This window comes from Burkholderia gladioli, from assembly GCF_000959725.1.
In the GTDB taxonomy this organism is placed as follows: domain Bacteria; phylum Pseudomonadota; class Gammaproteobacteria; order Burkholderiales; family Burkholderiaceae; genus Burkholderia; species Burkholderia gladioli.
The window spans coordinates 840618-865124 of sequence record NZ_CP009322.1 but is presented as its reverse complement, the minus strand read 5'-3'; the positions used below and the strand labels follow the sequence as shown (position 1 = coordinate 865124).

Here is a 24507-nt window from a genome sequence, read left to right as displayed (position 1 = left end):
CTCATCATCATGCGTAACGCGTGAGCATCCAGACCCCGATCAGGATGACGAAGGCGCCGGCCGCCTGCACTGGCCGCAGAAGGTTTTCATGAAGTGCGGTGAACGACAGGACCACGATCATGGAGACCGCCACCATGGTGGGATAGGCAATGCCGAGCGTGGTCCTGCGTAACGCGAGCGCGTAGAGGATGAAGCCGGCGCCATAGGCCGCAACCGCGGCGCCACGCATGAGCCATGGCAACACGCTCGACTCGCCGAGCGCGATTCCCTTGAGCGCCGCGATCCTGAGCAGGACGCTGGCGATGCCGCCGAAGATCCCGCTGGCGATGACGATCAGCCAGTTCATCGAGCCGCTGCCCTCGATGTCGCTGCATTCGAACGACAGGCCGCCGTGATCCGAGCGTCATCCGATGCATCCTGGATCGCGCCGAAAATCATGTTGAAGCGGCTCGCGCCGTGCAACGCGATCAACACGATGGCCGGAAATACGACCGAGAAATTGCGTGCCTCGTCCCGATAACCGAAGAAGAGGAACAACACCAGTATCGGCAGGAATGCCGCGAGGAAGTAGTGCCGGTAGCGAGTTGGCGTCGCACGCCAGGCCGCGCGGAAGAACACCGCGAGCGGCACCAGCATCAAGGGATTTTCCAGGCTCGGCGTGAAGATGCCCTTGCCGATCAGGTTGTAGAACGACAGGTAGGATTTAGGATGCAGCCAGAACTTCAGGTTGTCCCAGACATGGAATTCAACGATGCCACCTGCGTTCGCACCGTATCCGCTCATGATGATCTGCCGGGTCGCGATACAGATTGCAAGCTGCAACACGAGCCACGCGATGCGCTTGCGCATCGACACGCCAGGCTCGTGCAACACGAACAAGGCGAGCGGAACGAGAAAGAAGGTTTCCTTGTTCAGCGAGAAGACGGCAATCATCAGCGTGCAGGCCGCCATGCGCTTCTTCAGCAGGAAATAGCATGCGCCCAGCACGCCGAGCAACTCGAAGAAATCGTAGTAGTAGCCGCCCTGCTGAAACGTCAGTGGATAGATGAAACTGAAGGCCGCCAGAAAACCGACTGAATGTCCGAAGCTCAGCCCATGCAGCCTGGCCAGTTTGTAGATCAGCAGGAGTGCGAATAAGGTCGCCAGGACGATCGCGATGTAGGTCATGTGATAAACGAGCGCCGTGATGGGCGTCCAGTATTCGTCCGGCACGTTCGCGAAATAGGCCTTGCGCAGCGAATCATGTCGCTTGATCGAGCTGAACAATTTGTCCTGGGTCGGCTGGCCGAGTTGCCCGGCGATCCATTTCCCCGCGCGAGGGAACGCCGAACGGTAGACATAGGGTTTCGGCGCATCGCCGTTCATCATCCCGACAAGACTGTAGCTCGTCGCGAAGCTGCCCTTCTGGTCGTCGCAAAAACCCCATTTCAGCAGCATGCTGTTGGTGATGTTGCCCGCGCATACGAACAGCATCACGTAGACGATGGCGAAGCGGCAGAAAGCACGCAACCGGTTCTGGTTGATTACCGTCATGGTATTTCGCCGCTCACGGCGCCGGCAGGAAATGAGCAGCCAGCACCATCGCCACCATGGCGCAAAGCGTGCCGAAACTACCGCGGTTTTCGAGGATATGGACGATCGGATCGTCGTGCATCGCGCCGCGCACCGTCGTGATCCAGAGCCGCCCGAACAGGTAGATCAGACCGATCTGCACGAACCAGAGCAAGTGCGGGACCGCGTAGCGCGCCGCGGTCTCGGGTGCGTTGATGAAAAGTCCGAACACGACCACCGCGGCCAGCGAGGCACCGATACCGAATGGCCACAGCACTTCCAGGTCGCTCACGCGGTAGTCACGGCCTGCCGATGCGCGCCTGTCGCTCTGGCGAAGGAGGACCAGTTCGGAGCAGCGTTTCACCAGCGCGAGACTCAGGAACGCGAACACGGAGAATGCGAGAAGCCAGCGACTGACCGTGATTTGCGCCGCGACGGCACCCGCCACGATCCGGTAGGTGTACAGCAGCGACAGCACGAGCACATCGAGCAAGACGATCGATTTGAAGCGCCAGCTGTACGCCGTCGTGATCAGCAGGTAGAGCACGAACATGCCCGCGAATGCACGCGATACCGCGAATGCAAGTGCAAACGCCAGCACCAGCAGCAGCGCCGCGCAACCGAGACCTTCGGTGATCGACAAGGCACCGCTGGCGAAAGGCCGGTTGCGCTTGCGGGGATGCCGGCGATCGCTGTCGAGATCCCAGAGATCGTTGCCGATGTAGGTGGCGGATGCGCCGAGCGACATGGATAGAAAGGCGAGCGCGACGGTTGCAATCCTGTCGGTGTCGAAAAAGGCGAATGCGGTCAGCAAGGGCACGAAAAGCAACAGGTTCTTCAGCCACTGGTGGACGCGCAGCGCCTTGCACCACGTCGAGATGTCCGCACCGGCATTTCGAAATTCCTGCTCTATGGGAATGCGGCCCCGGACGTTCGCGGCCACGCCAGGTGTTACGCCGGCAAGAATGGCGCCATGCGCGCCTGCCCATACCGGCAGGTCGGCCTTGCTGTCGCCTGCGTAGATAAAGTCGCTGCCCACCTGTTCACGGATGCCGGCCAGCTTGGTTTCGCCCTTGAGGTTCGTTTCGCCGCAGGTCGAGATAACGAGATCGAACAAGCCGAGATGGCGACTCACACGCTCGGCGATCGAGCGATGCGTCGCGGTGGCGAGCACGATCTTCCGGCCGCTTTCGCGCTCGTGTGCGAGATAGGCGATGAGCGATTCGCGGTATGGGAGCGCGTCTGCTTGAAAATCGGCGTGTTCCGCGACCTTGGCCTTGAATGACGCGCGGCCGCCAGCAAGCCAGAGAGGCATGCGTAGAAGAGTCCCCGGTTTGCGTTTGATCGCGCGGATGACGGATTCCATCAAGGTGTCCGTCGTCGTCAGCGTGCCGTCGAGGTCGACGACAAGCGGCAGCTTTCGGATACTTGGCATCTCCGTCAAGGATTTATTCGATGTTGGCATTGGAATTTTTATCTTCATTTATGACAGATTGCTTGGCCAGTGAGTTGATATATTGAATTTTAAAAACCAACTCACTTCACACCCCCCAAATCCATTCACACCAAAATTAATCTCGAAACATTCAACTATTGCCCTGATACTAGCCCACCAAGATCCCTGGTTCTATAGGAAAAATCAGAAATCAACCGTTGAACAAGCCCCCCACAAGCTCACGCTCATTTAAGCACATCACACTACAACCATGAGATCATCAACAATCTATTTAAAAGATAAATTATTTTAAAAATATTTTTCACCTCAATCATGATCATGCTTGCAGCAGACTCACCCCGCAACCTCGGCACTCTTTGTATCTTTCGCCACCAAACCAATCCACAACAACGACAACTCAGCCGAACACCATCACTTCCGAGAACAAATTCGTCACGCAAATACGAGAACCTCTGACCAAGATGACTTACATATAAATTTCCTCAAAAAAAACAATCTACAATAGAAAATTTCATGAAAATTTATTAACAAATTCATCAAAATCGACACACGCCCAGATACACCACCTTCACCAACCCTCACAATCAAACCATCAACCACATTGAACTCAACACTACCGCACCAGAAAACCAAATCTTGAAATTACATCTCGCACCACCTCCTGAAACTCGCCTCGCTTTAAAATTAACTCACGAACAGCATCACCCTCCCCCCTCCTTCCCCATACCAATTTTGCCTGATCCTCAAATTCGATAATAAAAACTTGAAATCCAGCATCCAGCAAACTGCCAACGGAGACCAAATTTCTGTAATCATTCATTTCCACATTCGAGTCCATTTTCGGAAACGCCTTTTCAACGAGACGTTCGTAGGAAACAGATGCGGGCAAATTAAATAGCTCCGCATCTTCCACATCGCTCTCAAGACAACTCAGTGACGACAGCAAATTTACGTCAACATCGATAGTTGCATCCAACGACCAAATTAGATCCCCTCCGATGAAATAGGAAAAGCAGCCGTTTTTAAAATTATCAGTTGACCACGAATCAACCGAATCATACCAAACCGCAAACCCATCTGGATTTCCGATTAACATATCACCTCCCTTTAAACCCCAAAGCACGCTTAATTTTAATAGGAATAGTCGACACATCTATAGGAGATCTACCATCCCCCGTAGAACCAGTCCAATGAAACACCCCATTCCCGTCCGAATAAAACCTATTGATATTACCACTCGAATCTATCGCATATCTTGCACTTCCGCCATCCGAGATAGAGGAATTGAACAAATCAAGCGAATCCTTAGGCTCAGTACCAGCATTTGCGCGATTCCCTCGCATGCCTGGCGTATGCTTCGGATTTGACTCGACTTGCAACCCGTTGTCTGCAGTCGTTTTTTCCGGAATTGGAAGCCGGCTATCCCTATCGCCGCTCGCAAGTGAGGCGTCGTCAGGAACATATCCCGGATTACTCGGTTTGATGAATTGGCCACTTCCTGCGGCATCCACCAGCACCACCCCCGGGCTCGCCGCAGGCGGCTTACCGCCACCCATGCCGACAATCGCGTTCAGCCCATTGGCGATACCCTGCAATATCAGACCAAGCGCTGTCGTTTTCTTCCGGAACGTGCCTTGTCCGCTAGCCTCTTCCAGCGTGTCGGTATCCGTGTGATTCCACTGGTTATACAGGTTCACATTCGAAGCCGTGGCCGAGCCGGCAGTTCCACCGACCAACCAACCCAGCGCGCCGACAAGCAAGTTGCCCGACATCTTTCCTGCGAGTGTCGAATCCGTCGCCTCGGCCACCTCTCCAGCAGCCTGCGCCGTCTGGGCGGACAGCAAGGCCGCCAATCCCGCTCCTGCCGCTCCCTGTGCCGCGCTCCCGATCCCGCCGCCGCCCAGGCCGCCAATGAGTGCGCCGCCAGCTATGTGCAGGTAAAGCCGGTTGCTACCACCTTCATCCCACGAATCGGCTTCGGCTTGATAGGCCGCTTGCGCCGCGGTATCACCGGCAAGCTTGGCGGCATCGGCCGCCTGCTGTGCGTCTTTCTGCTTCGTATCTGCGTAAGCGCCGATACCTTGCGCAACGACCTGACCAGCCGCCTGCGCCGCATTCATCGTGTCCGCCTGCTGATTCAGCAGATTCTGAACATCCGGTGTCTTTGACACCGTTCCGTTCAAGCTCGACGTATCACGATTCAGGTTTGCTACCTCCTGCGCCTGCCCCGCTTGATTCGTGATATTGATCGCGCCCGCGCTCACGCCGCTGCGCGTAACGGCGTGTTCGCTACCGCTATCCGATTGCGAAATCATCGGCGTGAAGCCGCCCGCCCCGCTGACGGATCCCGGCCCCGTGGCCTTGCCGGTTATCCCCAAGCCGGCGCCCGCGCTGAATCCACTGCTGTCCGCGCTATAGCTCGAATGGTTCTCGAGGTCGCGATAAGTCAGCGTCCCCGTCGTCAAGATATTCCTCGACGGATCGGCCGTGCTGGCGATCGCGGCCCCCGTCAGGTCGGTATTGCCCTTGACGGTCACATTGAAGCCACCATCGCCCGCCTGGATCCCGGCCTGTTCGTTCACGCCCGCGTAATTGCCGTCCGCTTTCCCGTGCTGGGCACTGACGCTGACATTCCCGCCCCCAGCCGTGCTGATCCCGAACCCGCCGCCCGCGCTGCTCTGATTCGCCTTGCTGATCGTCGTATCCTGCACGCTGCGCAGGTTCAGATTGCCGCCCACATCGGCCGCAACGGTACGCCCCGAAACCGTCGCGCCAATCACTTTCGTATCGCCGCCGCTGACCAGCGTCACGCTATTCGCGCCGCTGACATGCGAGTTGTTCTGCATCGCGGCATCGCTGTTGCCGTCGCCATGCGCACGCGACATCGACGCCGAAACGCCGATCCCGTTCGTGCCGATCGATACGCCGACGCTGCCGCCCGACGACGAATTCGAACTGCGCGTCGAATCGGTGTTCGTCGTGTTCCGCAGGTCAATCTGATTCTTCGCGGCCAGCAACACATCGTTGCCGGACACGTTCGAGCCGGCAACGGTGATATTGCCGCTGCCCGCGGTGCCGTTGCCGGTCGCGATCAGCGAGGTCGCGCCGCCCGACGTGAGGCTCGAACCGCGCTGCGTCGTCTGGTTTTCCGAGCTGTCGAGCTGGCTATGACTCGATCCGACACTGACCTGGATACCGATGCTGGGCGCGCCCTTGCCGGCCAGCGAGCCGCCGGTGACACTCGCCACGCCGATCGCGGCATCACCTGCCGCTGCAATCGCATGCAGGGCAGTCGCGCGGCGGTCGCCGCTGCCGCTTCTTGCCGCCTGCGCCTGTTGATAGGCCCCGTTGAGCGCGTCGCCAATGCTGCCCGACAAGCCGAGCGTGATGCCGCTGCTGCTGGTCGTCTCGCCATGCGTCGTGTTGCTGGTATCCGCGGCGGAGTCGATCACGACGTTTGTGGCCGTGCCGGTCAGGTTCTTCCCGGCGATCAGCTCGCTGCCCGTTGCATGCAGGGTATCGCCGGCCTTGATATTCAGGTTGCCGCCGATCGACCCCACCGTGCTCGCGTTGTTGGTGACGGACGAGGCGTGATCCGTGTCCTTCCTCGACTGCGTACCGATGCTGATGCTCAGGCCGCTGGTTCCCAGGCCCGAATGTGTTTCGTGGTAATAGCTGTCCTGCGTGACCGTGTCCCGCGACGTCGTGATATTGACGTCGTTCACCGCGCCAAGATTCACATCGTTCGTACCAACCACCGTGCTGCCTTGAACGTTCAGGTCGCGGCCGGATTGAATGTTGACCGTGTTGCCCGACACCGTGCTGCCGATGCCGACGTTCGCATGCGTATCCTGCATCGAATCGGTCCTGGTGCTGCTGACGAAGCTGCCGCGATTCACCTGCACCGACTGATACTTGTCGTGTTCCTCGCGTGCCTCGTCGATCGTGACATTGCCCGTCGCCGCGACGCTGGTGGCACCGCCGCCGTTGTCGACGCCATTCGTCGTGCCGGATATGACGGACGACCCCGTGAAGCTCACATTGCCCTTCGACGTATCGCTGCTCGCTGCGGCGAGTGTGGCATTGCCGCCCGCCGTGAATTGCGTGCCGACCGCATGCTCGTCGTAATCGTGATCGACTTCCTTGCGCGTCTTGCTGTCGGCCGCGACGTTGTCCAGCTTCGCGGTATCCGTGACCGCCGTCGCCGTGAGATTTCCGCCCGCCAGCACCGACAGATCCTTGCCGGCCGAAACCGTCGCGCCTTCGAACGTCGTATCGTTGCCGCTTTGCATCCCCAAACTGCCGCCGGCGCTGATGCCGCTCGTGACATTCGTGGTATTCGATTCCTCCCAATGATGCTGATCGTTGAGGTACATCGATTGGTTCGTGGTGGACTGAACCGTATCCACGCTGATGTCGCGGCCGGCCGTGACCAGCGCATCGCCGCCGGCCGACAGATTCGCGCCATGCAGCGCCAGGTCTCGACCGGCCTCGACCGACAGATCACCAGTTGCAGCGATCGAAGCTTGCCGGCCGATCAAGCTCGTACTGACCTTGCTCGCGCCCGACGCTCCCGTCGCGCCCACCGCGTCGACCGCGTCGACCGCGTCGACCAGCGTCGTGTTGACGATATCCCGCCCCGCCGACACGGCTACGCGGTTACCGGTGATCATCCCGGACGCATTCACCACGTCATGGCTCGCCGATACGACGGTCGTGCCGTTGGTGCCGTTGCTCGATACCGTTCCGCCACGATTCAGGATATCGGCCGCGGCAAGCACGGTCTTCGTGCCGCCCTTGATGACACCCGAGTTCGTCGTGCTGCCGAGCGCGTGGATTTCGACGTCGTCGGCGGCAATCAACCCGCCGGTCGGCTGCAGGTCGTTCGCGTGCGTCCGCGCCATGTAGACGACCGGCGCCAGCACATGCGTGGTGCTGCCGTCGGCCAGGGTCACCGTCTGGTCGACGAGCCACACGATATCGCTCGTCAGCGCATCCATCTGGGCGGCCGTGAGCGCCATGCCGGGCACCAGGCCGAACGACTTCGCGTAGTTCGCGCCGTTCGTCATCAGCGCCCGATATTCGTCTTCGGCGCTGGCATAGCCGGACAGGAACGTGCGACCCGTCAACTGCGTGACCTGGTTGCGCACCATCTGCTGCTCGTACATCCCGTCGCCCAGGCGTTTCTCGATGCTCGCCGGGTTCAGGTTCAACTGGCCGAGCATGTAGTCGCTGGAAATGAAGTTCGTATAGCTCGTCAGGCGCGGATCGGTGACGACCAGATAGGGCTGGCCTGGTGCGGGCTGGACTGAATACATGCCGTTCGCCGGCAAGCTGATGGACAAGGCGCCGGTTGCGCTGGCAACCGATTGCAGCGCCGGGACGGTCGTCGTGCCGCTGGCCGCGCCGACCTTGGCCTGGCCGCCTCCCGACACGCCTCGATTGGCCGCGTTGTTGCCCAGCGTGCCGCCCGTCGCGCCGGTCGCGGAATTCTGCGCGGCGACGTTCTGGTTATTGACGTCCTGCGCGTCGATCGACACCGACTGATTCGCGATGATCGTGCCACCGGTCCCGCCGATCGCGATCGGTGCATGCACAAGCGGCGGCTCGACGATCGTGCCGCGATCCTGCGTCGTATTCTCGTTCCACGCATACATCGAGACGATATTGTCGGTCTGGTATTGATACAGCGTCTGGCCGACATTGTTCACGACCGTGCCGCCGTAACTTCCGCTGCCCACCGCGCCGTTCTGCTGCGAACCGCCGATCTGGATCGACTTGCCGGCCGCGATCACGCTGTAGTCGTTGTCGATCGTGCCGACATTCGCCAACGTGATGCCGCCGCCCGCCACGAGCTGCGCCTGCGGCGCCTGGCTGCTTATCTTGTCCTGCTGAACCGTGGAGGTGGTGTCGCGCCAGATCTCGACGCGTTGGTAACCGTTATGGCCGTCGCTGCGCGTCGCGTATTCGGTATCGGGCGCGTAATTGACGTGCGGATCGTAACCCGCCCAATAGACCGCCGTGACGCTGCCGTCGCCGTTGACGGTCAGGGTGTTGTAGTACAGCGTCTGCTGCTGTCCGTTGACGTCGACCACCAGCACGCGATCGACAGGATTGGCCCCGTTCGATTGCGATACCACCTGGCTCGCCGAATAGGTCGCGGTCTGCGGCGTCTTGTAGGGCCCCGACCAGCTTGCATACGAACACACGCCGTGATTCGGCGCGGCGTTGCCGGTCGGGCAGCCGATGAACTGCTGCCGCTTGGTCTGGTGCGTGGTGGTCGTATCGGTGGTTTCGGTCTCGACCGTCGGCGCGGGGCGGCTGTTGGTGAAGGTGCCGGCGGCGATTTCGATATTGCCTTGGGCTTCGATCGTCGACTGGTCGTTCAGCACGTTCCGCGTGCGGTGGGCCAGCAGGCCGCTCGCGTCGCGCTGCCCGTTCGCCGCGATATGGATATCGCCGATGCTGAACAGGTTCGCACCGCCTGTGTTCGACAATCGGTTCGTCGCGTACAGGTTCAATTGCCTGGCGGCGGCGAAAACGGCGGCGGCACCGGCATTCGTGATGGTGCTCGCGTTCGCCGTCACATCGGCGCCGATCATGGTGCCCGTGTTGTTCAGGGTAGCGCTGTTGATCGTGACCGAATCGCCTTCGATGCGGCCGGCGTTATCGATCGTGCCGCCGTTCGCGTTGATCGTCGTCGCCGCGGAATTCAGATCCGCGCCGCCCTGGTTGTCGAGGTTCGACACATTCACCGTCAGCGCGCCGTTCGCATCCAGCACGCCCTGGTTCGTCAGCTTGCCGGAGCTGGTGAAATCCAGCTTCCCGTTCGCATGAAGCTTGTTGGCCGCCGTTTGCGTGTAGTCGCTCGCGAGCGTGATCGACGCATCGCGGCCCGCGACGATGGAGCCGTCGCCGGACAAGCTGCCGGTGCCCAGCGTCAGGTCCTGGTCGCTACCGATCGCGCCGCCCTGATTCAGCAGCGTACCGGTCTGGATCGACACGCTACCGCCGCTGCCCGCGTCGTTGCCGATCCTGCCGGACCTGTTGTCGATCGATGCGGCCGTCAGCGACAACGCACCGTTTGCTCGCACGGACCCGCTACCGTTGTCCAGCGCGGCGTTCTTCCCGTCGAATGTCAGCTTGTTGGCTGCCGACAGCACGCCACCGGCATTGCTCGCATGGCTGCCGATAGTCAGGCTCAGGTCGCGGCCGGCGAGTGCCTGGCCGCCTTGGGCGTTGGTGAGTGTCCGTGCCATCAGGCTCACGTCGCCGTTGCCGCCGATCGTGCCCGCTCCGGCCTTGCCGGATGCGGCGGTGTTCGTGATCGATGCGCCGCCGTCGATCGTCGTCTCACCGGTGCCGATATTCGCGATGCGACCGTCGCTGTTGTCGATGCTGGCGCCGGACAGCTCGAACGTGGAGGCCGCACCATTGGCCTCGATCTGGCCGCCTTGGTTGAGGATCGCACCTCGTGCGCCGGCCGACAGCTTGCCGTTGCTGGCCTGGATCAGGCCAGCCGCGTTGCTCAATTGACCATTAGATTGCACGGACAGGGATTGCGTCGCCAGCAGCGAGCCGTTCGAATTGTCGGCGCTGCCCGCCTGGATCGACACGTCGCCGTTGCCGCCGATGACGCCGCCCGCCGTGTTGCTCAAGGCATTCGCCGTGGTGACGGATAGCGCCTCCGTGCCGAGCGCCTTAACGACGCCACCGTCGTTCGCCAGGCTGTCGGCCGTCATCGTCAAGGCGTGATTCGACTCGATCGTGCCGGCCTTGTTATCGACCGCTTCCTGCGACCTGATCGTCACGCTATCCGCGCCGATATAAGCGGCCGCGCTGTTATCGAGCGACTGGACGCCGAGCGTAGCCTGTCGTTGCGCCGACAAGGTGCCGGCCCGATTCGACAAGGCCGCGGCGGTCAGCGCCAGCCCGCCGTTGGTCGCAATCGAACCGCCCTGGTTCGACAAGGCGCCGGTGGCGATGGTCATCGTTCCGCTGCCGGCATGCGCAAGCCTGCCGCGGTCATTGATCAGCGTCGCCGAGCTCAGGCTCAGTTCGGCGCTGTTCGCCTGCAGCGTGCCCGAGCTATTGTCGAGCGTGCCGGAAACGGCGATCGTGGTCGAATTCATGCCGGTCTGGACGATCGAGCCCGCCCGGTTTTCAAGGTCGGTCGCCGTCAGCGACAGTTGGCTTGCCTGTATCGAGCCCGCGCTGTTGTCCAGATTGCCGGCGCGAACCGCCGCCAGCGCACCGGCGGCAATGCTGCCGGCGGCGTTGCTCAGGTGCGAGCCGGCGTCGATCGAGCTGTCTTTGCCGGCCGTCATCGATCCGCCGCCGTTGTCGATCGATTGCGCGTTGGCCCGCAGGTCGGTGGCGGCACTGATCGATCCATGGTTCGCGATACCGCCGGCCTGCAGCTCGACGCTGCCGTCGCCGCCAATTACGCCGCATTGCGCGCCGTTCGCGACAGCGCCCGCCACGTTCGTGAGCTGGCCGCTCGTCGTGATCGACAGTCCATCCTGGCCCAGGGACGTCACGCGCCCGGCGGTGTTCTGCAGGGAAGCGCCGGCCACCGTCATCCGGCCCGCGCTCTGGATGATGCCCTGTTGATTGTCGATCGCGCCGCCTTCGAGGTCCGCGGTGTTCCGCGACACCAGTGTGCCGGCCTGATTCGACAGCGCCCCCGTCGTGCGCACCATGAGCGCGCCTTGCGACGATACCGTGCCTCCCTGGTTCGACAGGCTGCCTGCCGTCAGCGTGATGCCTTGCTGGCTGGAAAGACTGCCATGATCATTGACCAGCGTGCCCGCGGCGGTCGCGCTCAACGCACCCTGCGCACTCGTGGTCGCATTCGACAGATCGACGTCGCCCGCCGTCGCATTCACCCCCAACGAACCGTTCGCCGCCGTCTTGCTGCCGGCCAGACTGACGCCATCGCCGCTCAGCATCGCGCTACCGCCCGCGATGTTCTGGCCGGTCGCGGTCAGTTGGCCCGTGGTCGTCACCCGCAGATCACCGGCTTGCGTGACCGTGCCATTGCCGTCCACGCCCGCGCCCATGCCGCCGGTGGAAGTCAGCGAGCCGGCATCGACGCCGACATCGTGTTGCGCGGCGAGCATGCCGCTATTCGTCATGTCCGCGCCGGTATTCATCGACACGGATTGCTGGCTGTAGGTCGTGCCGCTGTTGTCGATGCCGCCGGCAGCGGTAACCGCGACGTTGCCGAGCGAACTGATCTTCCCCGCCTGGATCAATCGCCCGTCCGTGGTGAGCGTCAGGCCGGCCGCATCCGCGGCGATGCTGCCGGCATTGCGCACGCCGACGCTATTGCCCGAACTGACGAGAAAGATGCGGTTGCTGTACATGCCGCCGAGCTGGCCCACGTCGATGGCAACCGCGGGCGCCGCGCCGTCGCCCTGGATCGGCGTCGCCGCGAGGGTATCGTGATTGACCTGGTTCGCCCCCGCGATCACGTTCAGGTTCCGGGCGTAAATTGCCGCGTTGGCCTGGACCGCGCGCGAGATGATGTCGACCTGGTCGATATCGGCGGCATTCAGGCCCGATCCGGAAACGGTGACGAGGCCGCGACTCACGTTGAATCCGGCGACGGAACCGTCCGCGCCGTAATACGGGACGCCCGTCGTCAAAACGGTGCGGGATGTATTGATGAAGCCGCCGCCGTCGATCTGCAGGCCGGCCGGATTCGAGATGATGAGTTCGGCCTTCTGCCCGGCGATCTCGACGAAACCGCGAATGGCGGACGGGTTGTTGCTGTTGACCTGGTTGACGATGATCCGCGCGGCATCGTTGGGCCCGAAATTCGGATTGCCATTAATCATGCCCGCTTGCTGCGTGTTGACGATCACGGGCGAATTATTGAGTATCGCCCCAGGCTTTTGCACGTCGAATTGACGATAGGTATTCAGCGAAACGCCGGCATTGCCGGGTTTGTTGATATTGACCTGGGGCAGCCCGTTTTGCGTCTGGATAACCGACGGGGCATGCGCGCCGCCGCCGACGATCTGCGCATTGACCCAACTCGGCACCGCTCCCGCCATGACCAGCGCGGCGAACGCCGCGTGGCGCAAGGCGAACCTCGCGAAGCCCGGCTGCACCTGCGCGGCTGCCGCCATCTCCCCTCGGCCGGCATTGCCTGACGCATTGGCTGTTTCTTCGACAGCAATCAGCATCCCTCGAATACGACTGAATACCAGTCGGTAATTATTCTTGTTCATGGTTCTGGTCTACTCGCGAATCGCGCTACTGAGCACTACGGATCAACGGACCGGCGCATTGTCTCGCAGAAGATGCCCCGTTTTGTCTCAAAACGGGTTAAGGAATGTCAAATGCACGAGCAGCCGGGGATTAATCAAAGAGGCCTGTCAACTTTGACAGGACGGGTTATCCGATCTTCAAAAATATCTCGAAAATTCGGATGCCTTTCCAAATCTGATAATTCGGCGCATCGAATCGGCGACCCGGCAAACCCCGATCTTGACGAGATTTTTATGCCCCAGCGCCCACTCTTTACGAGATCGACACCACCGGTTGTTTACGCTGCGGGCATCGCATCCGAACTGCTTGCCGCCCACATGCTCAAACTGCTCGTCCCCGTCGGCCACTCCCCGCGCGCGCTGCAGGCCGTGCGCCATGCCGCCTTCCTCTACCGCGAGCGCTGCGCCTCCGAGGTGGTGCTCGTCAACGTGCAACCGCCGCTGGGCGGCTCGCGCGCCGACGCCTTCCATACCCATCGCGAACTCGACGAGATCGGCCGCGCCGCAGCCGAGCACGACCTGGCCGCGGCCATCACGATCCTGCGCGACGCCGGCGTGCATTACTCGCTGACCATGAAGTTCGGTGCCACGGCCGACGCGATCGCGCGCTGCGCGCTGGAGCATCGCTGCGACGAGATCGTGTTGACCGCGCCGCGCCGCAATCCATTGCACTGGCTCGCGCGCGTGTTCGGCCTGGGCCTGCACGATCGTCTGCTGCGGCTCACCAAGCTACCCGTCACGGCGGTGCACTGAGCACGCGGCGCCGAAGCCGCGTCCAGGGCACCTGCGTAACGCACCAAAACAAAACGGCCGGCATGACAATGCCGGCCGTTTCGCATCCCGCGCGAGGAGTGCTCAGGCTTCCAGCCGCTCCAGCACCTGCCCCTTGGTCTCGATGCCGATGAAGTGCACCGTCAGCGCCGCGATCAGCGGCACCGCGCCGAGCAGGTAGAAGGCCGGCGCCAGGTTGCCGCCGAGGATCGCGTGCGGCACCACCATCGGCGCCACGAACGAGGCGATCTTCAGCCAGGCGCTGCCGAGCCCGCAGCCCGAGGCGCGGATGCTGGTGGGGTACTGCTCGGGCGTGTAGACGTAGGCGGTGATGAAGCCCGAGGCCATCAGCCCCAGCGCCAGCGAGCAGCAGATCGCCACCACGTAGACCGAGGCACCGTGCCAGTAGCCCGCCGCCGCCAGCGACAGCGCGCAGAGCAGGAACGACACGCTGATCACGGGCTTGCGGCCCACCACGTCCACCAGCAGCGCCGACACCAGCGAACCGAGCACGCCCAGCACCGAGCCGATCACGGCCAGGTTCAGCGCGAGCTGCAAGGGCGCGTGGTAGAAGTCGCGATAAATGGTCGGCAGCCAGGTGGAGAGCCCGTACTGGATGAAACCGCAGGTGGCCCACAGCGTCGCCACCGCGATGGTGCGCCGGCGATAGGCGGGGCTCAACAAGTCGAGCGCACGGCGGCGCGGATGGCGCGCCAGCACCTGGTCGAACTCCTCGCTGCCGGCCGGCGGCGGCAGCGTCCCGCGCACCGAGGCCTCGAAGCGCGACAGCGCCTCGCCGGCCTCGGCCAGCCGCCCGCGCGAGGCCAGCCAGCGCGGCGACTCGGGCACCAGGCGCGTCAGCACCAGGCCCAGCAGCAGCGGCAGCCCGCCGATGAAGTACATGATCTCCCAGCCGTAGCGCGGCACCAGGTAGGCACCCAGCGCCATCGAGGCCAGCAGCCCGATCGGGAACACGATCTCGTACAGCAGCACGAAGCGTCCGCGTCCGTGGGCGCGCGTGATCTCGTTGATATAGGTGGCCGCCACCGGCAGCTCGCCGCCCAGGCCGATGCCCTGCAGCACGCGCAGCGCCACGAAGGCAGCGAAGCTCGGCGCGAAGCCGCAGGCCAGGCTGGTCACGCCGATCACGGTCGAGCTCCAGGCGATCGCGCGCACGCGGCCGTGCCGCTCGGCCAGCATCGGGAACAGGATCGCGCCGATCAACTGCCCGATCGCGCCCGAGGCGATCAGCCAGCCGATCTGCGCCGGCCCGAGCCCCCACTTGTGGATCAGCAACGGCAAGGTGGCCGCGATGGTGATCACGTCGAAGCCGTCGAAGAAAGTGGCGGTGCCGATCAGCACTCGCGCGCGGATCTGCAGCGCATTGGTCGGCAGGCGTTCGAGACGCGCGACGACGGCGCCGGGCGTGGCCGGCGCCGAGGCGGCCGACACGGCCGGGCTGGCGACGACGCTGGGATAGGTGCTCATGCGGGGATTCTCCTTGGGGCCTGCGATAGCGGGTGGCGTGGGCGGCAGCGTCGCTAGGCCAGCGCGCGGCTCGTGTCGGTGAGCGCCGCGCCATCGACCGCGCGGCCCTGGTTCATCCATTTGCGCGCGAGCTTGAGCTCGCGTGCCGTGTTGATGGCGATCACGCCGCGCAGCGTGACGCCGTCGACGAAGAACAGCGTGGCGCGGCGCGCGGCCAGGTCGCCGCGCACCAGCATGGTGGTGGCGTCGCCGGGGTCGCCGAGGATCTGCAGGTTCACGTCGTACTGATCGGACCAGAACCAGGGAATCTCGGCATAGGGCACGCGCGTGCCGAGCAGGGCCCGGGCCGCCGTGATCGCCTGGTTCTGCGCATTGGCCCAGGATTCGAGCCGCGTGCGGCGCTTCAGCCAGGCGTTCGGGTGGCTTGCCACGTCGCCGCAGGCGAAGATCGCCGGATCGCTGGTGGCGCCGTATTCGTCGACCACGATGCCGTCCTCCACCGTCAGGCCGGCCTCGCGCGCCAGCGCCAGGTTCGGCACCAGGCCGATGCCGGCCACCGCGCAATCGGCGTCGATCACGCTGCCGTCGGCAAGCGTGGCGCGCACGCGCGAAGCGTCCTCGGGATGCGGGTCGAGCGCGGCCAGTTGCGCGCCGAGCCGCAGCTCGACGCCCCGGGCGCGATGCAGCTCGAGCAGGAAGTCGGACACGGCCAGCGGCAGCGAGCGCGCGCAAAGCCGCGGCGCGCCCTCGACCAGCACCGCCTCGATGCCGAGCTTGCGCGCGGTGGCCGCCACCTCCAGGCCGATCCAGCCGCCGCCGATCACCAGCACGCGGCGGCTCGCGCGCAGCGTGCGGCCCAGCTCGGCCGCCTCGTCGAGCGTGCGCAGGTAATGCAGCTCCGGCGTCCTGACGATGGACTCGGGCAGCCGCCGCGCCGTGCCGCCGGTGGCGATCACCAGGCGGTCGTAGCGCAGTTCGCGGCCCGACTCGGTACGCACGATGCGCCGCTCGCGATCGATCGCCGTGGCACGCTCGGGCTGCCACCGCTCGATCGCGAGCCCGGCCAATTCGTCCGGCTTCAGCAGGTGGGTGCTGGCCGCGTCGGCCTCGCCGGCCAGCACCGCCTTCGACAGCGGTGGGCGCTCGTAGGGCGGATGCGTCTCATCGGCGATCATCACCAGCCGCCCCGTGTAGCCCTCCGCGCGCAATGTCTTCGCCACCCAGCCGGCGGCCTGCCCGCCGCCGATCACGACGACGGTCTCGATGCGATCCTCAGCCATGCTTGCGCTCCGTCATGAAGGCGCCGGCCGGCGCCTCGGCCTGCTTCTGGCGGCGCGTATGGCCGTCGATGCCGCCGTCGATCGCCCACTCGGCGAACACGGTCGGGCCCGGTTCGAAATCGCGCGGCTGCCATTCGGGCGTCAGCACGTCCTCGTCGGCGTAATACTCGATCAGGCCGCCGGCCGGGTTCTGGAAGTACCAGAAGTAGGCCGACGACACCGGGTGGCGCCCCGGGCCGAGCTGGGTGGTCCAGCCGCAACGGCTGATATGCAGGCCGCCGCCGAATACCTCGTGGATGTCGCGCACGGCGAAGGCGACATGGTTCAGGCCGCGCTTGCCGCTGGGCAACTGCAGCAGGAACAGGTCGTGATGGCCGCCGTGCGGCGCGCAGCGCAGGAAGGCGCCGCGCCCCGGATAGCGGTCCGAGGTCTCGAAGCCGAGCAGTGCCTGGTAGAACGCGGCCTGCTCGGCGAGGCGGTCGGTGAAGAACACCACGTGCCCGACCTCGATCGGCTCGGCGCGCTCGTAGACGGGGCTGGGCTGGTCGACGCGCGCGGCCGGCAGGCCCCAGACGTTCGAGGGCGAGCCCTGCAGGTCGAGCGGCCGGCGCCGCGTGATCTCGACCCGGATCGCCATGCCGATCGGGTCCAGGCAGCCCACCGCATCATCCGTTTCGAAGTGGCCGGGCTGGCCGGCGAAACGGCCGCGCAGCGCGTCGAGCTCGGCGCGCGTGGCCACGCCCCACGTCACTTCGCGCAGCGTCGGGCCGGCCTCGAAGGCGGGCGGCAGCGAGGCATCGTCGGCCGCCACCAGCCGCACCGTGCAGCCATTGAGCGTCTCGAAGCGCGCGTGCCCAGCGTCGTGCGCCACCTCCTTCAAGCCCCAGTCGGCGAAGAAGCGCCGGCAGGCGTCCAGGTCGGTCACGCCGTAGGTGATCTGTTCGATTCCAAGGATGGTCATCGCGTCGTGCTCCCGTTCAATTCGCCCACGCGAGCGGCAAGTCGTTGAGGCCCCAGTAGAGGCTCTTCTGCTGCATGTACTCGACGATCCCGAGCCGGCCCTTCTCGCGGCCCTGGCCGCTGTCCTTCCAGCCGCCGAACGGCGTCGGGATCGAGAACTGCTTGTAGGTGTTGATCCACACCGTGCCGGCCTCGAGCGCGCGCGCCACGCGCCAGGCGCGCTTGTAGTCGCGCGTCCAGATGCCGGCGGCGAGCCCGAACACGCTGCGGTTGGCCATCGCCAGCAGCGAGGCCTCGTCGTCGAAGGGCATCGCCACCAGCACCGGCCCGAAGATCTCCTCCTGGCAGATGCGCGCCTGGTTGGACAGCCCGTCGAGGATGGTCGGCAGGTAGTAGTAGCCCTGCTCGCGGCCGGCGCCGCCCGGGCGCTCGCCGCCGCACAGCACGCGGCCGCCCTCCTCGCGCCCCAGCGCGACATAGGATTCGATCGAGGCGCGGTGCTGGGCGGTGATCAGCGGCCCCATCTGGGTGCGCTCGCTGGCCGGGTCGCCGACCCGCAGCGCGCGGGCCCGCTCGACCAGGCGCGAGACGAAGGCGTCGTAGAGGCCGCGCTGCACGAACAGGCGCGAGCCGGCGATGCAGGATTCGCCCGAGGAGCTGAAGATGCCGTACAGCACGCCGTTCACGGCGTGGTCGAGATCGGCGTCGTCGAACACGATGGTCGGCGACTTGCCGCCCAGCTCCAGCGACACCGGCATGAAGCGCTCGGCCGCGAGCCGCGCGATGCCGCGCCCGACCTCGGTGCCGCCGGTAAACGACACCTTCTTCACGCGCGCGTCGCGCACCAGCGCATCGCCCACCACCGAGCCCTTGCCCGGCAGCACCGAGATCACCCCGCGCGGCACGCCGGCCTGCTCGCAGAGCCGCGCCAGCGCCAGCGAGGCCAGCGGCGTGACCTCGGCGGGCTTGAGCACCACCGCGTTGCCGGCCGCCAACGCCGGCCCGAGCTTCTGCGCGTCGGAGGCGATCGGCGAGTTCCAGGGCGTGATGGCGGCCACCACGCCGAGCGGCTCGTGCACGCTCATCGTGAGGTAGTCGCCGCGCGAGGGCGTGAGCGCTTCCTCGAAGGTCTCGGCGGCCGCCGCGAAGTAGCGGAAGGTATTGGCGGCGCTCGTCACCAGCGCGCGCGTCTCGCTGATCGGCTTGCCGTTGTCGCGCCGCTGGATCTGCGCGAGCTGCTCGTGGTTGGCCTGCACCAGATCGGCGATCCGGTGCAGCACAGCGGCGCGCTGATGCGGCTTGAGCCCCGCCCAGTCGTCGCGTCGCCAGGCGGCGTCGGCCGCCTCCAGCGCGTCGCGCGCGTCCTGCGCGTCGGCCATCACGATCTCGCGGTTCAGCGAGCCGTCGGCCGGATACAGGCTCGCCGTGGCGGCGCCGCGGCCCGGCCGCCATTCGCCGCCGATCAGGATCTCGCCGGTCGGCACCAGCGGAAAATCGAATACTGTCATCGTCTGTCCTCGGTCATCCTCAACAAGGCATCGCGTGCCCGGGCGGCGGCGCGGCCAGGCCGGCGCCGCCGCTCGCTCAGATCACGCAGCGCGCGGCGCGGTTGCGCAGCGCGCGGATCGCGCTGAACGCCGTCAGCGCGGAGGTTTTCGGGTTGTCCGGCAAGGGCTTGCCCGACATCTCCAGCGACATCTCGCCGAACGCGCCGCGCGCCACGATGCGATGCACGTTGCGCGTCACGGCCGGATCGGCGATCAGGGTCACGCGCGTGCGATCGAGCCCGAGCCCGGCCAGCGCCACGGTGGCGGCCACGTTGGCGTTCTTCGGGTAGAGTCGCGCCGCGTCGCGCGCACTGCCCTCGAAGATGACCTGCTCGACCGTCAGCGTGCGCAGCTCGCAAACCGCCTCGGCCGGCGTGTCGAGCCAGCCGGTGGGTGGCTTGCGGCCGATGTAGCTCACCTCGTCCAGGCCGCCCTGCCTGGCCGAGGCCAGCGCGTCGATCCCGCCGATCGCGCCCGACAGCAGGGTGAGCGTGGCCTGGCCCCGGTCGGCCGCCTGCGAGAGCGTGTCGAGCAGCGCCAGGTCCGACAAGGCGCCGATCGAGGCCACCGCGCAATCGGTACCGGCCTGCAGCAACGGCACCACGTGATCGACCAGCGCGCCGTGCCCGGCGCACTCGAGCGCGAAGCGCGGATGGCTCGACAGCGCCTCGACCGAACTCACCACGTCCACCCGCTCGCCCAGCTCGGCGCGCACCGCCTCGCGCTGGTGCGCCGGCACGATCACGTGGGCCACGCGCAGCGCCGTGTCGTGCTCGACCGCGCGATAGACGGCCGCGCCGATCGCGCCGAAGCCGATCATCGCCACTTCGAGCGGCGCGCCGCCGCCCGCCTGCGCCGCCGGCTTATGCATATTGCTGCTCCTGGTCGAGCGGCTGCTTGACGGGCGGCCCGGCGAAGGCCGTGGTGAAGGCGCCGACCGACAGCATGTCGACCTCGACCAGCACCGGCCCCGCATGGGCCAGGCCGTCGCGGATCGCCGCCTCGGCCTGGTCGAGCGAGGCGATGCGGTGATGCCTGAGGCCCAGGCTCGCGCAGAACTGCGCGAAGTCGGGCTGGTGCAGCTCGACGAAACAGCGCCGGCCGCCATATTGCGCGTCCTGGATGTTGCGGATCACGCCGTAGCACTGGTCGTTCATCAGCACGATCATCAGGTCGGCGCGTTCCTGCACGGCCGTGGCCAGCTCGCCGACATTGACCATCAGGCCGCCGTCGCCGACCAGGCAGACCGTCTTGGCGGCGCTGCCGGCCAGCGCCGCGCCGATCGCCATCTGCATGCCCTGGCCGATGCCGCCGCCCAGCGCATGCACGCCCGCGCGCGGCTCGAAGATCTTCAGCAGCCGGTTGCCCCAGGTGCTGTTCGAGATGGTCACGTCGCGCACCCAGTTGTAGTCGCGGCCGAGCTCGGCCTGCAGCGTCTCGACCAGTCGCCGATACGGGCCGAGCCCCTCGGCCACGTCGGCCACCGCCGCCTCGCGCGCGGCGGCCAGCTCGGCCGCGAAGGCCGGATCGACCTGCATGCGCCCTTCGAGGCGGTCGGCCAGCTCGGCCAGCACGCGCTTCGCGTCGCCATGCACGAACAGCGCGTTGCGATAGCCGCGGTTGTCGGCCAGCGCGTCGGCGTCGATGCGGTAGAGCGGCTCGGGTAGCGCCAGCTTGTACTTCAGGGTCTCGTTGCCGCGCAGCCGCGAGCCGACCACCACCAGCGCATCGCAGCCGCGATAGAACTGCTCCACCGCGCCGTGCACGTTGAAGGCGCCCAGCGTGGCCGGATGATCCTCGGGCAGCACGCCGCGCCCCTGCACGCTGGTCACCACGCCGAAGCCGAGCGCCACCAGCCGCTCCACCTCGGCGCGCGCGTGCCGCGCCCCGCCGCCGAGCCACAGCAGCGGCCGGCGCGCGGCGGCCAGTTGCTCGGCCAGTTGCGCGACACGCGCGCTGTCGTGCTCGCGCGGCGCCACGTGGGCGGGGGCGAGATCGGCGGGCCACTCGATCTCGGCGGCCTGGATGTCGATCGGGATCTCGACCGAGACCGGGCCGCTCGGCGCCGTCTGCGCCACGCGCACCGCCTCGCGCAGCGTGGGCAGCACCGATTCGACGGTGCGCACGCGGTAGGCCGCCTTGGAGATCGCGCCGAGCATGGTCAACTGGTCCGGCGCCTCGTGGATGTAGGCGAGGTCCTGGTCCAGGTAGGGCGTCTCGATCTGCCCGGTGATGTGCAGCAGCGCGGTGCCGGCCGTGAGGGCCTCGACCATGGCGCCGGCCGCGTTGCCGGCGGCCGTGCCGGTGCTGGTGAAGGCCACCCCCAGGCCGCCCGAGACGCGCGCCAGGCCGTCGGCCATGTTGACCGCGCCGGCCTCGCCGCGCGCGCCGACGTAGCGGATCCGCTCGCGCCGGTGGATCGCGTCGAGGATCGGCATGTTGTGGATCGAGATCACGCCGAAGGCGGTCTTCACGCCGCAGTGTTCGAGAAAGGCCGCGATCAGTTCGCCGACCGTGGTGCGTTGGATGTCAGACATGGCGTGCAAAGCCTCCGGAAACGTCGATATGGCTGCCCGTCGTATAGGAGGACAGGTAAGTGGCTAGATGGAACAGGGCTCGCGCGGCCTCCTCGGGCCGCCCGAACCGGTCGAGCGGAATGCGCTTGGCGCGCGCGATGCCCTGGGTCCAGGCGGCCCAGTCCTGGCCCGGCTGCGCCTCGCGCTGGTGACGGCGGCGCCACTGCCCCGACTCGACGATGCCGATCAGGATCGAGTTGACGCGAATCCCCTGCGGCGCGAGTTCGGTGGCCAGCGACTTGACCAGGCTGAGCACGCCGGCGCGCGCCGAGGAGGTGGCCACCATGTGCGGCTCGGGCTGCAGCGCGAGCAGCGAGTTCACACAGCTGATCGAGGCCGCCGGCGCCTCGCGCAGCATGGGCAGGAAGGCGCGCGTCGGGCGGATGATGCTGAAATACTTGAGGTCGAGCTCCTCGCGCCAGGCCTCGTCGCTGGTGTCGGCGAAGCTCGACACGCGCCCCTGCCCCGCGTTGTTGACCAGCATGTCGGCGCGGCCGAAACGGGCTGCCACCGCGCCGGCGAAGGCCTCGACCTGGCCCGCGTCGAGCACGTCGCAACGCGCGGCCAGCAGCGGCGCGCCCGGGTGGCGCTCGCGCAGCCCGGCTTCGGCGCGCGCCAGCCGCTCGGCGTCGCGCCCGCAGATCGCCACCGAGGCGCCTGCCTGCAGAAACAAGTCGGCGGTGGCCAGGCCGATGCCGGACGAGCCGCCCGTCACCACCGCCACCTGCCCGGTCAGATCGATTTCGATCATCGCAATCCCAATGCCTTCAGATAGGAGTTCTCATCATCGGAGCGGTAATTGAGCCGCCGCGACAGTTCATTGGCCGCCCTCACGACCTTCTCGACCAGGCCGTCGGCGATCAGCGCCGCGTCGATCTCGGGTTTCGGCACCGTCACCGTGACGGCCGCCACGATGCGCTGCGTGTCGTTGCGCACCGGCGCGGTGACCACCGAGATGCCGCGCTCGAACGAGGCGTTGCTGATGCCGTAGCCGCGCGCGGCATCCTCGCGGACCAGCGCGAGCAGCGCCTCCAGGCTGTCGGGCGTGGCACGCGTGGCCCGTTCGAGCTGGCGCTCGGGGTACAGTGCGCGCAGCTCGGCCTCGCTCAGGTCGCCCATCAGCACGTGGCCGTGGGTAGTGGCATGCGCGGGCAGCCGCGTGCCGACGTTGACGCGAATCGAGCTGAAGGCCGGCGCCGCGCTCTGCGCCTTGGCGACGAACACCACGTCGCGCCCGTCGCGGATCACGATATGGGTGGTGAAGCCGGTCGCCTCGCGCAGGCCCTCGATCACCGGCAGGCCCAGGTCGGTCAGCTCCAGCGAGCTCAAGTATTCGAAGCCCAGGCGCAGCACCGCCACGCCGAGCCGGTAATTGCGGTCCTTGTCGGCGCGCTCCAGGAAGCCCAGCGATTCGAGCGTCTGCAGCAGCCGGAACACCGTGGTGCGCGGAATGCCGAGCCGCTTCGACAATTCCGGCGCGCCCAGCACCGGCTCGCGCGGCGAGAATTCCGCGAGGATCCGCAGCCCGCGTTCGAGGCCAGGTACCACGTAGGCGCCGTTCGCGGCATCCGCCTCGGGCGCGCCGCTGTCGGCCGGCTCGCTTCGCAGGGCGAGTTGGGTCGGGTTCATGCCTGTCTCCATGATTCGTCGCAGCGCGCGCAGAACGCGCCGATCAGCGCCGAGTAGCGCTCGGGTGCCTCCACGTAGCCGGCATGGCCGGCGCGCGGCACGATACGCAGCGCCACGCCGGCCGCCGCCGCGATCCGTTCGCAGGCGTTCGGCGGCGTGATGCCGTCCTCGGCGCCCACCATCACCTCCACGCGCGCGGCACCGGCGGCGTCGGTCATCGCCCGCCAGGCGGCGAGATCGGCGGCCAGGTCGGCGTTCGCGAGCAGGTGGGTGGCCTGCGTGTAGCCGGCCGGCTTCACCTGCGCCATCACGCGGCGCACCCAGGCGCGGGCGGCCTCGCCGGCATGCGCCGACAGCATGTTGGCGCTGCGTTGTTCGGCCAGGCCCGCGGGCCCGAGCGCGGCCAGCATCGCGAGCCGCGCATCGCGCCGTTCGTCGCGCGTGGCGGCCGGTGCCGCGCCGTAGCCGGCGGCCGGCGAAACCAGCAGCAAGCCGGCCAGCCGCCCGGCATGCCGGCGCGCGAAGGCGCCGGCCACGATCGCGCCGAGCGAGTGCCCCACCAGCACGCAGCGCTCGATGGCGAGCGCGTCGAGCCAGCCGGCCAGCGACGCCGCGTAATCGGCCGCCAGCGGCGAGGCCGGCGCGACCGGCGTCGATTCGCCATAACCGGGCGCGTCCCAGGCCAGCACGCGACGCGACGCGCCGAGCGTGTCGAGCTGGGCCAGCCACGAGGCCGCGCCCGAGCCGATGCCGTGCAGCAGCACCACCGGCAATGCCCGCTCGCCAGCGGCCGCGCGTGCCGTCGAATCGCCGGCCCCCTGCGCTGGACCCGATTCGCGCCAGCCGATCAGCCCGGCTTCGCGAATGGCGATGCGCCGCGCCGGAAACTGCCAGAGTCGGGCGGCCAGGGCCGCGTCGGGCCCAGCCTCTGCCTCGGCCCCGCGCGGATCGATTTCGCTCATGCTGCTCATG

15 protein-coding genes are annotated in these 24507 nt (G+C 66.1%); 1 reads left to right on the top strand and 14 read right to left on the bottom strand.

Annotated features, from left to right (window positions below; translation table 11 throughout):
- Window positions 1-7: 7 nt before the first annotated feature.
- From BM43_RS04520 to BM43_RS04505, 5 genes are all read right to left on the bottom strand, one after another.
- Entirely contained in the window at window positions 8-346 is a 339-nt protein-coding gene (locus BM43_RS04520) for a hypothetical protein (protein WP_036056689.1), read from the bottom strand.
- The gene (locus tag BM43_RS04515) at window positions 343-1533 is read right to left on the bottom strand and encodes a membrane protein (protein WP_036056690.1); all 1191 of its coding nucleotides are present in this window, start codon (window positions 1531-1533) and stop codon (window positions 343-345) included. Before BM43_RS04515 ends, BM43_RS04520 begins: the two co-directional genes overlap by 4 nt.
- Window positions 1534-1546: 13 nt before the next feature.
- Window positions 1547-3016: a UbiA family prenyltransferase gene (locus BM43_RS04510; protein WP_370449062.1), complete on the bottom strand. Its 1470-nt coding sequence runs from the start codon at window positions 3014-3016 to the stop codon at window positions 1547-1549.
- A 604-nt stretch (window positions 3017-3620) separates the two neighbouring features.
- Entirely contained in the window at window positions 3621-4103 is a 483-nt protein-coding gene (locus BM43_RS38480) for an immunity 42 family protein (protein ID WP_080742134.1), read from the bottom strand.
- 1 nt (window position 4104) lies between these two features.
- The gene (locus BM43_RS04505) at window positions 4105-13245 is read right to left on the bottom strand and encodes a hemagglutinin repeat-containing protein (protein ID WP_045577438.1); all 9141 of its coding nucleotides are present in this window, start codon (window positions 13243-13245) and stop codon (window positions 4105-4107) included.
- Window positions 13246-13602: 357 nt separating this feature from the next.
- Between BM43_RS04505 and BM43_RS04500 the strand changes: the two genes are divergently transcribed.
- Complete coding sequence (locus BM43_RS04500; RefSeq protein ID WP_025097976.1) at window positions 13603-14037, top strand: universal stress protein; 435 nt, start codon at window positions 13603-13605, stop codon at window positions 14035-14037.
- A 102-nt stretch (window positions 14038-14139) separates the two neighbouring features.
- Here BM43_RS04500 and BM43_RS04495 read toward each other — a convergent pair whose 3' ends face one another.
- From BM43_RS04495 to BM43_RS04455, 9 genes are all read right to left on the bottom strand, one after another.
- Window positions 14140-15543 carry an MFS transporter gene (locus tag BM43_RS04495; RefSeq protein ID WP_036056691.1) on the bottom strand — a complete coding sequence of 468 codons (1404 nt, stop codon included), beginning with the start codon at window positions 15541-15543 and terminating at the stop codon, window positions 14140-14142.
- A 53-nt stretch (window positions 15544-15596) separates the two neighbouring features.
- The gene (locus tag BM43_RS04490) at window positions 15597-16823 is read right to left on the bottom strand and encodes an NAD(P)/FAD-dependent oxidoreductase (RefSeq protein ID WP_036056693.1); all 1227 of its coding nucleotides are present in this window, start codon (window positions 16821-16823) and stop codon (window positions 15597-15599) included.
- Window positions 16816-17784 carry a VOC family protein gene (locus BM43_RS04485; RefSeq protein ID WP_036056694.1) on the bottom strand — a complete coding sequence of 323 codons (969 nt, stop codon included), beginning with the start codon at window positions 17782-17784 and terminating at the stop codon, window positions 16816-16818. Before BM43_RS04485 ends, BM43_RS04490 begins: the two co-directional genes overlap by 8 nt.
- A gap of 16 nt (window positions 17785-17800) precedes the next feature.
- Complete coding sequence (locus tag BM43_RS04480; protein ID WP_036056695.1) at window positions 17801-19291, bottom strand: aldehyde dehydrogenase; 1491 nt, start codon at window positions 19289-19291, stop codon at window positions 17801-17803.
- 76 nt (window positions 19292-19367) lie between these two features.
- Window positions 19368-20201 (bottom strand): aspartate dehydrogenase, encoded by an 834-nt coding sequence (locus BM43_RS04475; RefSeq protein WP_036056696.1) that lies wholly within the window; start codon window positions 20199-20201, stop codon window positions 19368-19370.
- Window positions 20194-21867 carry a thiamine pyrophosphate-binding protein gene (locus tag BM43_RS04470; RefSeq protein ID WP_036056697.1) on the bottom strand — a complete coding sequence of 558 codons (1674 nt, stop codon included), beginning with the start codon at window positions 21865-21867 and terminating at the stop codon, window positions 20194-20196. Before BM43_RS04470 ends, BM43_RS04475 begins: the two co-directional genes overlap by 8 nt.
- The gene (locus tag BM43_RS04465) at window positions 21860-22657 is read right to left on the bottom strand and encodes an SDR family oxidoreductase (RefSeq protein ID WP_013689909.1); all 798 of its coding nucleotides are present in this window, start codon (window positions 22655-22657) and stop codon (window positions 21860-21862) included. The genes BM43_RS04470 and BM43_RS04465 overlap by 8 nt, the downstream gene beginning before the upstream one ends.
- Window positions 22654-23535 carry an IclR family transcriptional regulator gene (locus BM43_RS04460; RefSeq protein WP_036056698.1) on the bottom strand — a complete coding sequence of 294 codons (882 nt, stop codon included), beginning with the start codon at window positions 23533-23535 and terminating at the stop codon, window positions 22654-22656. Before BM43_RS04460 ends, BM43_RS04465 begins: the two co-directional genes overlap by 4 nt.
- Complete coding sequence (locus BM43_RS04455) at window positions 23532-24497, bottom strand: alpha/beta fold hydrolase (protein WP_036057353.1); 966 nt, start codon at window positions 24495-24497, stop codon at window positions 23532-23534. Before BM43_RS04455 ends, BM43_RS04460 begins: the two co-directional genes overlap by 4 nt.
- Window positions 24498-24507: the final 10 nt, after the last annotated feature.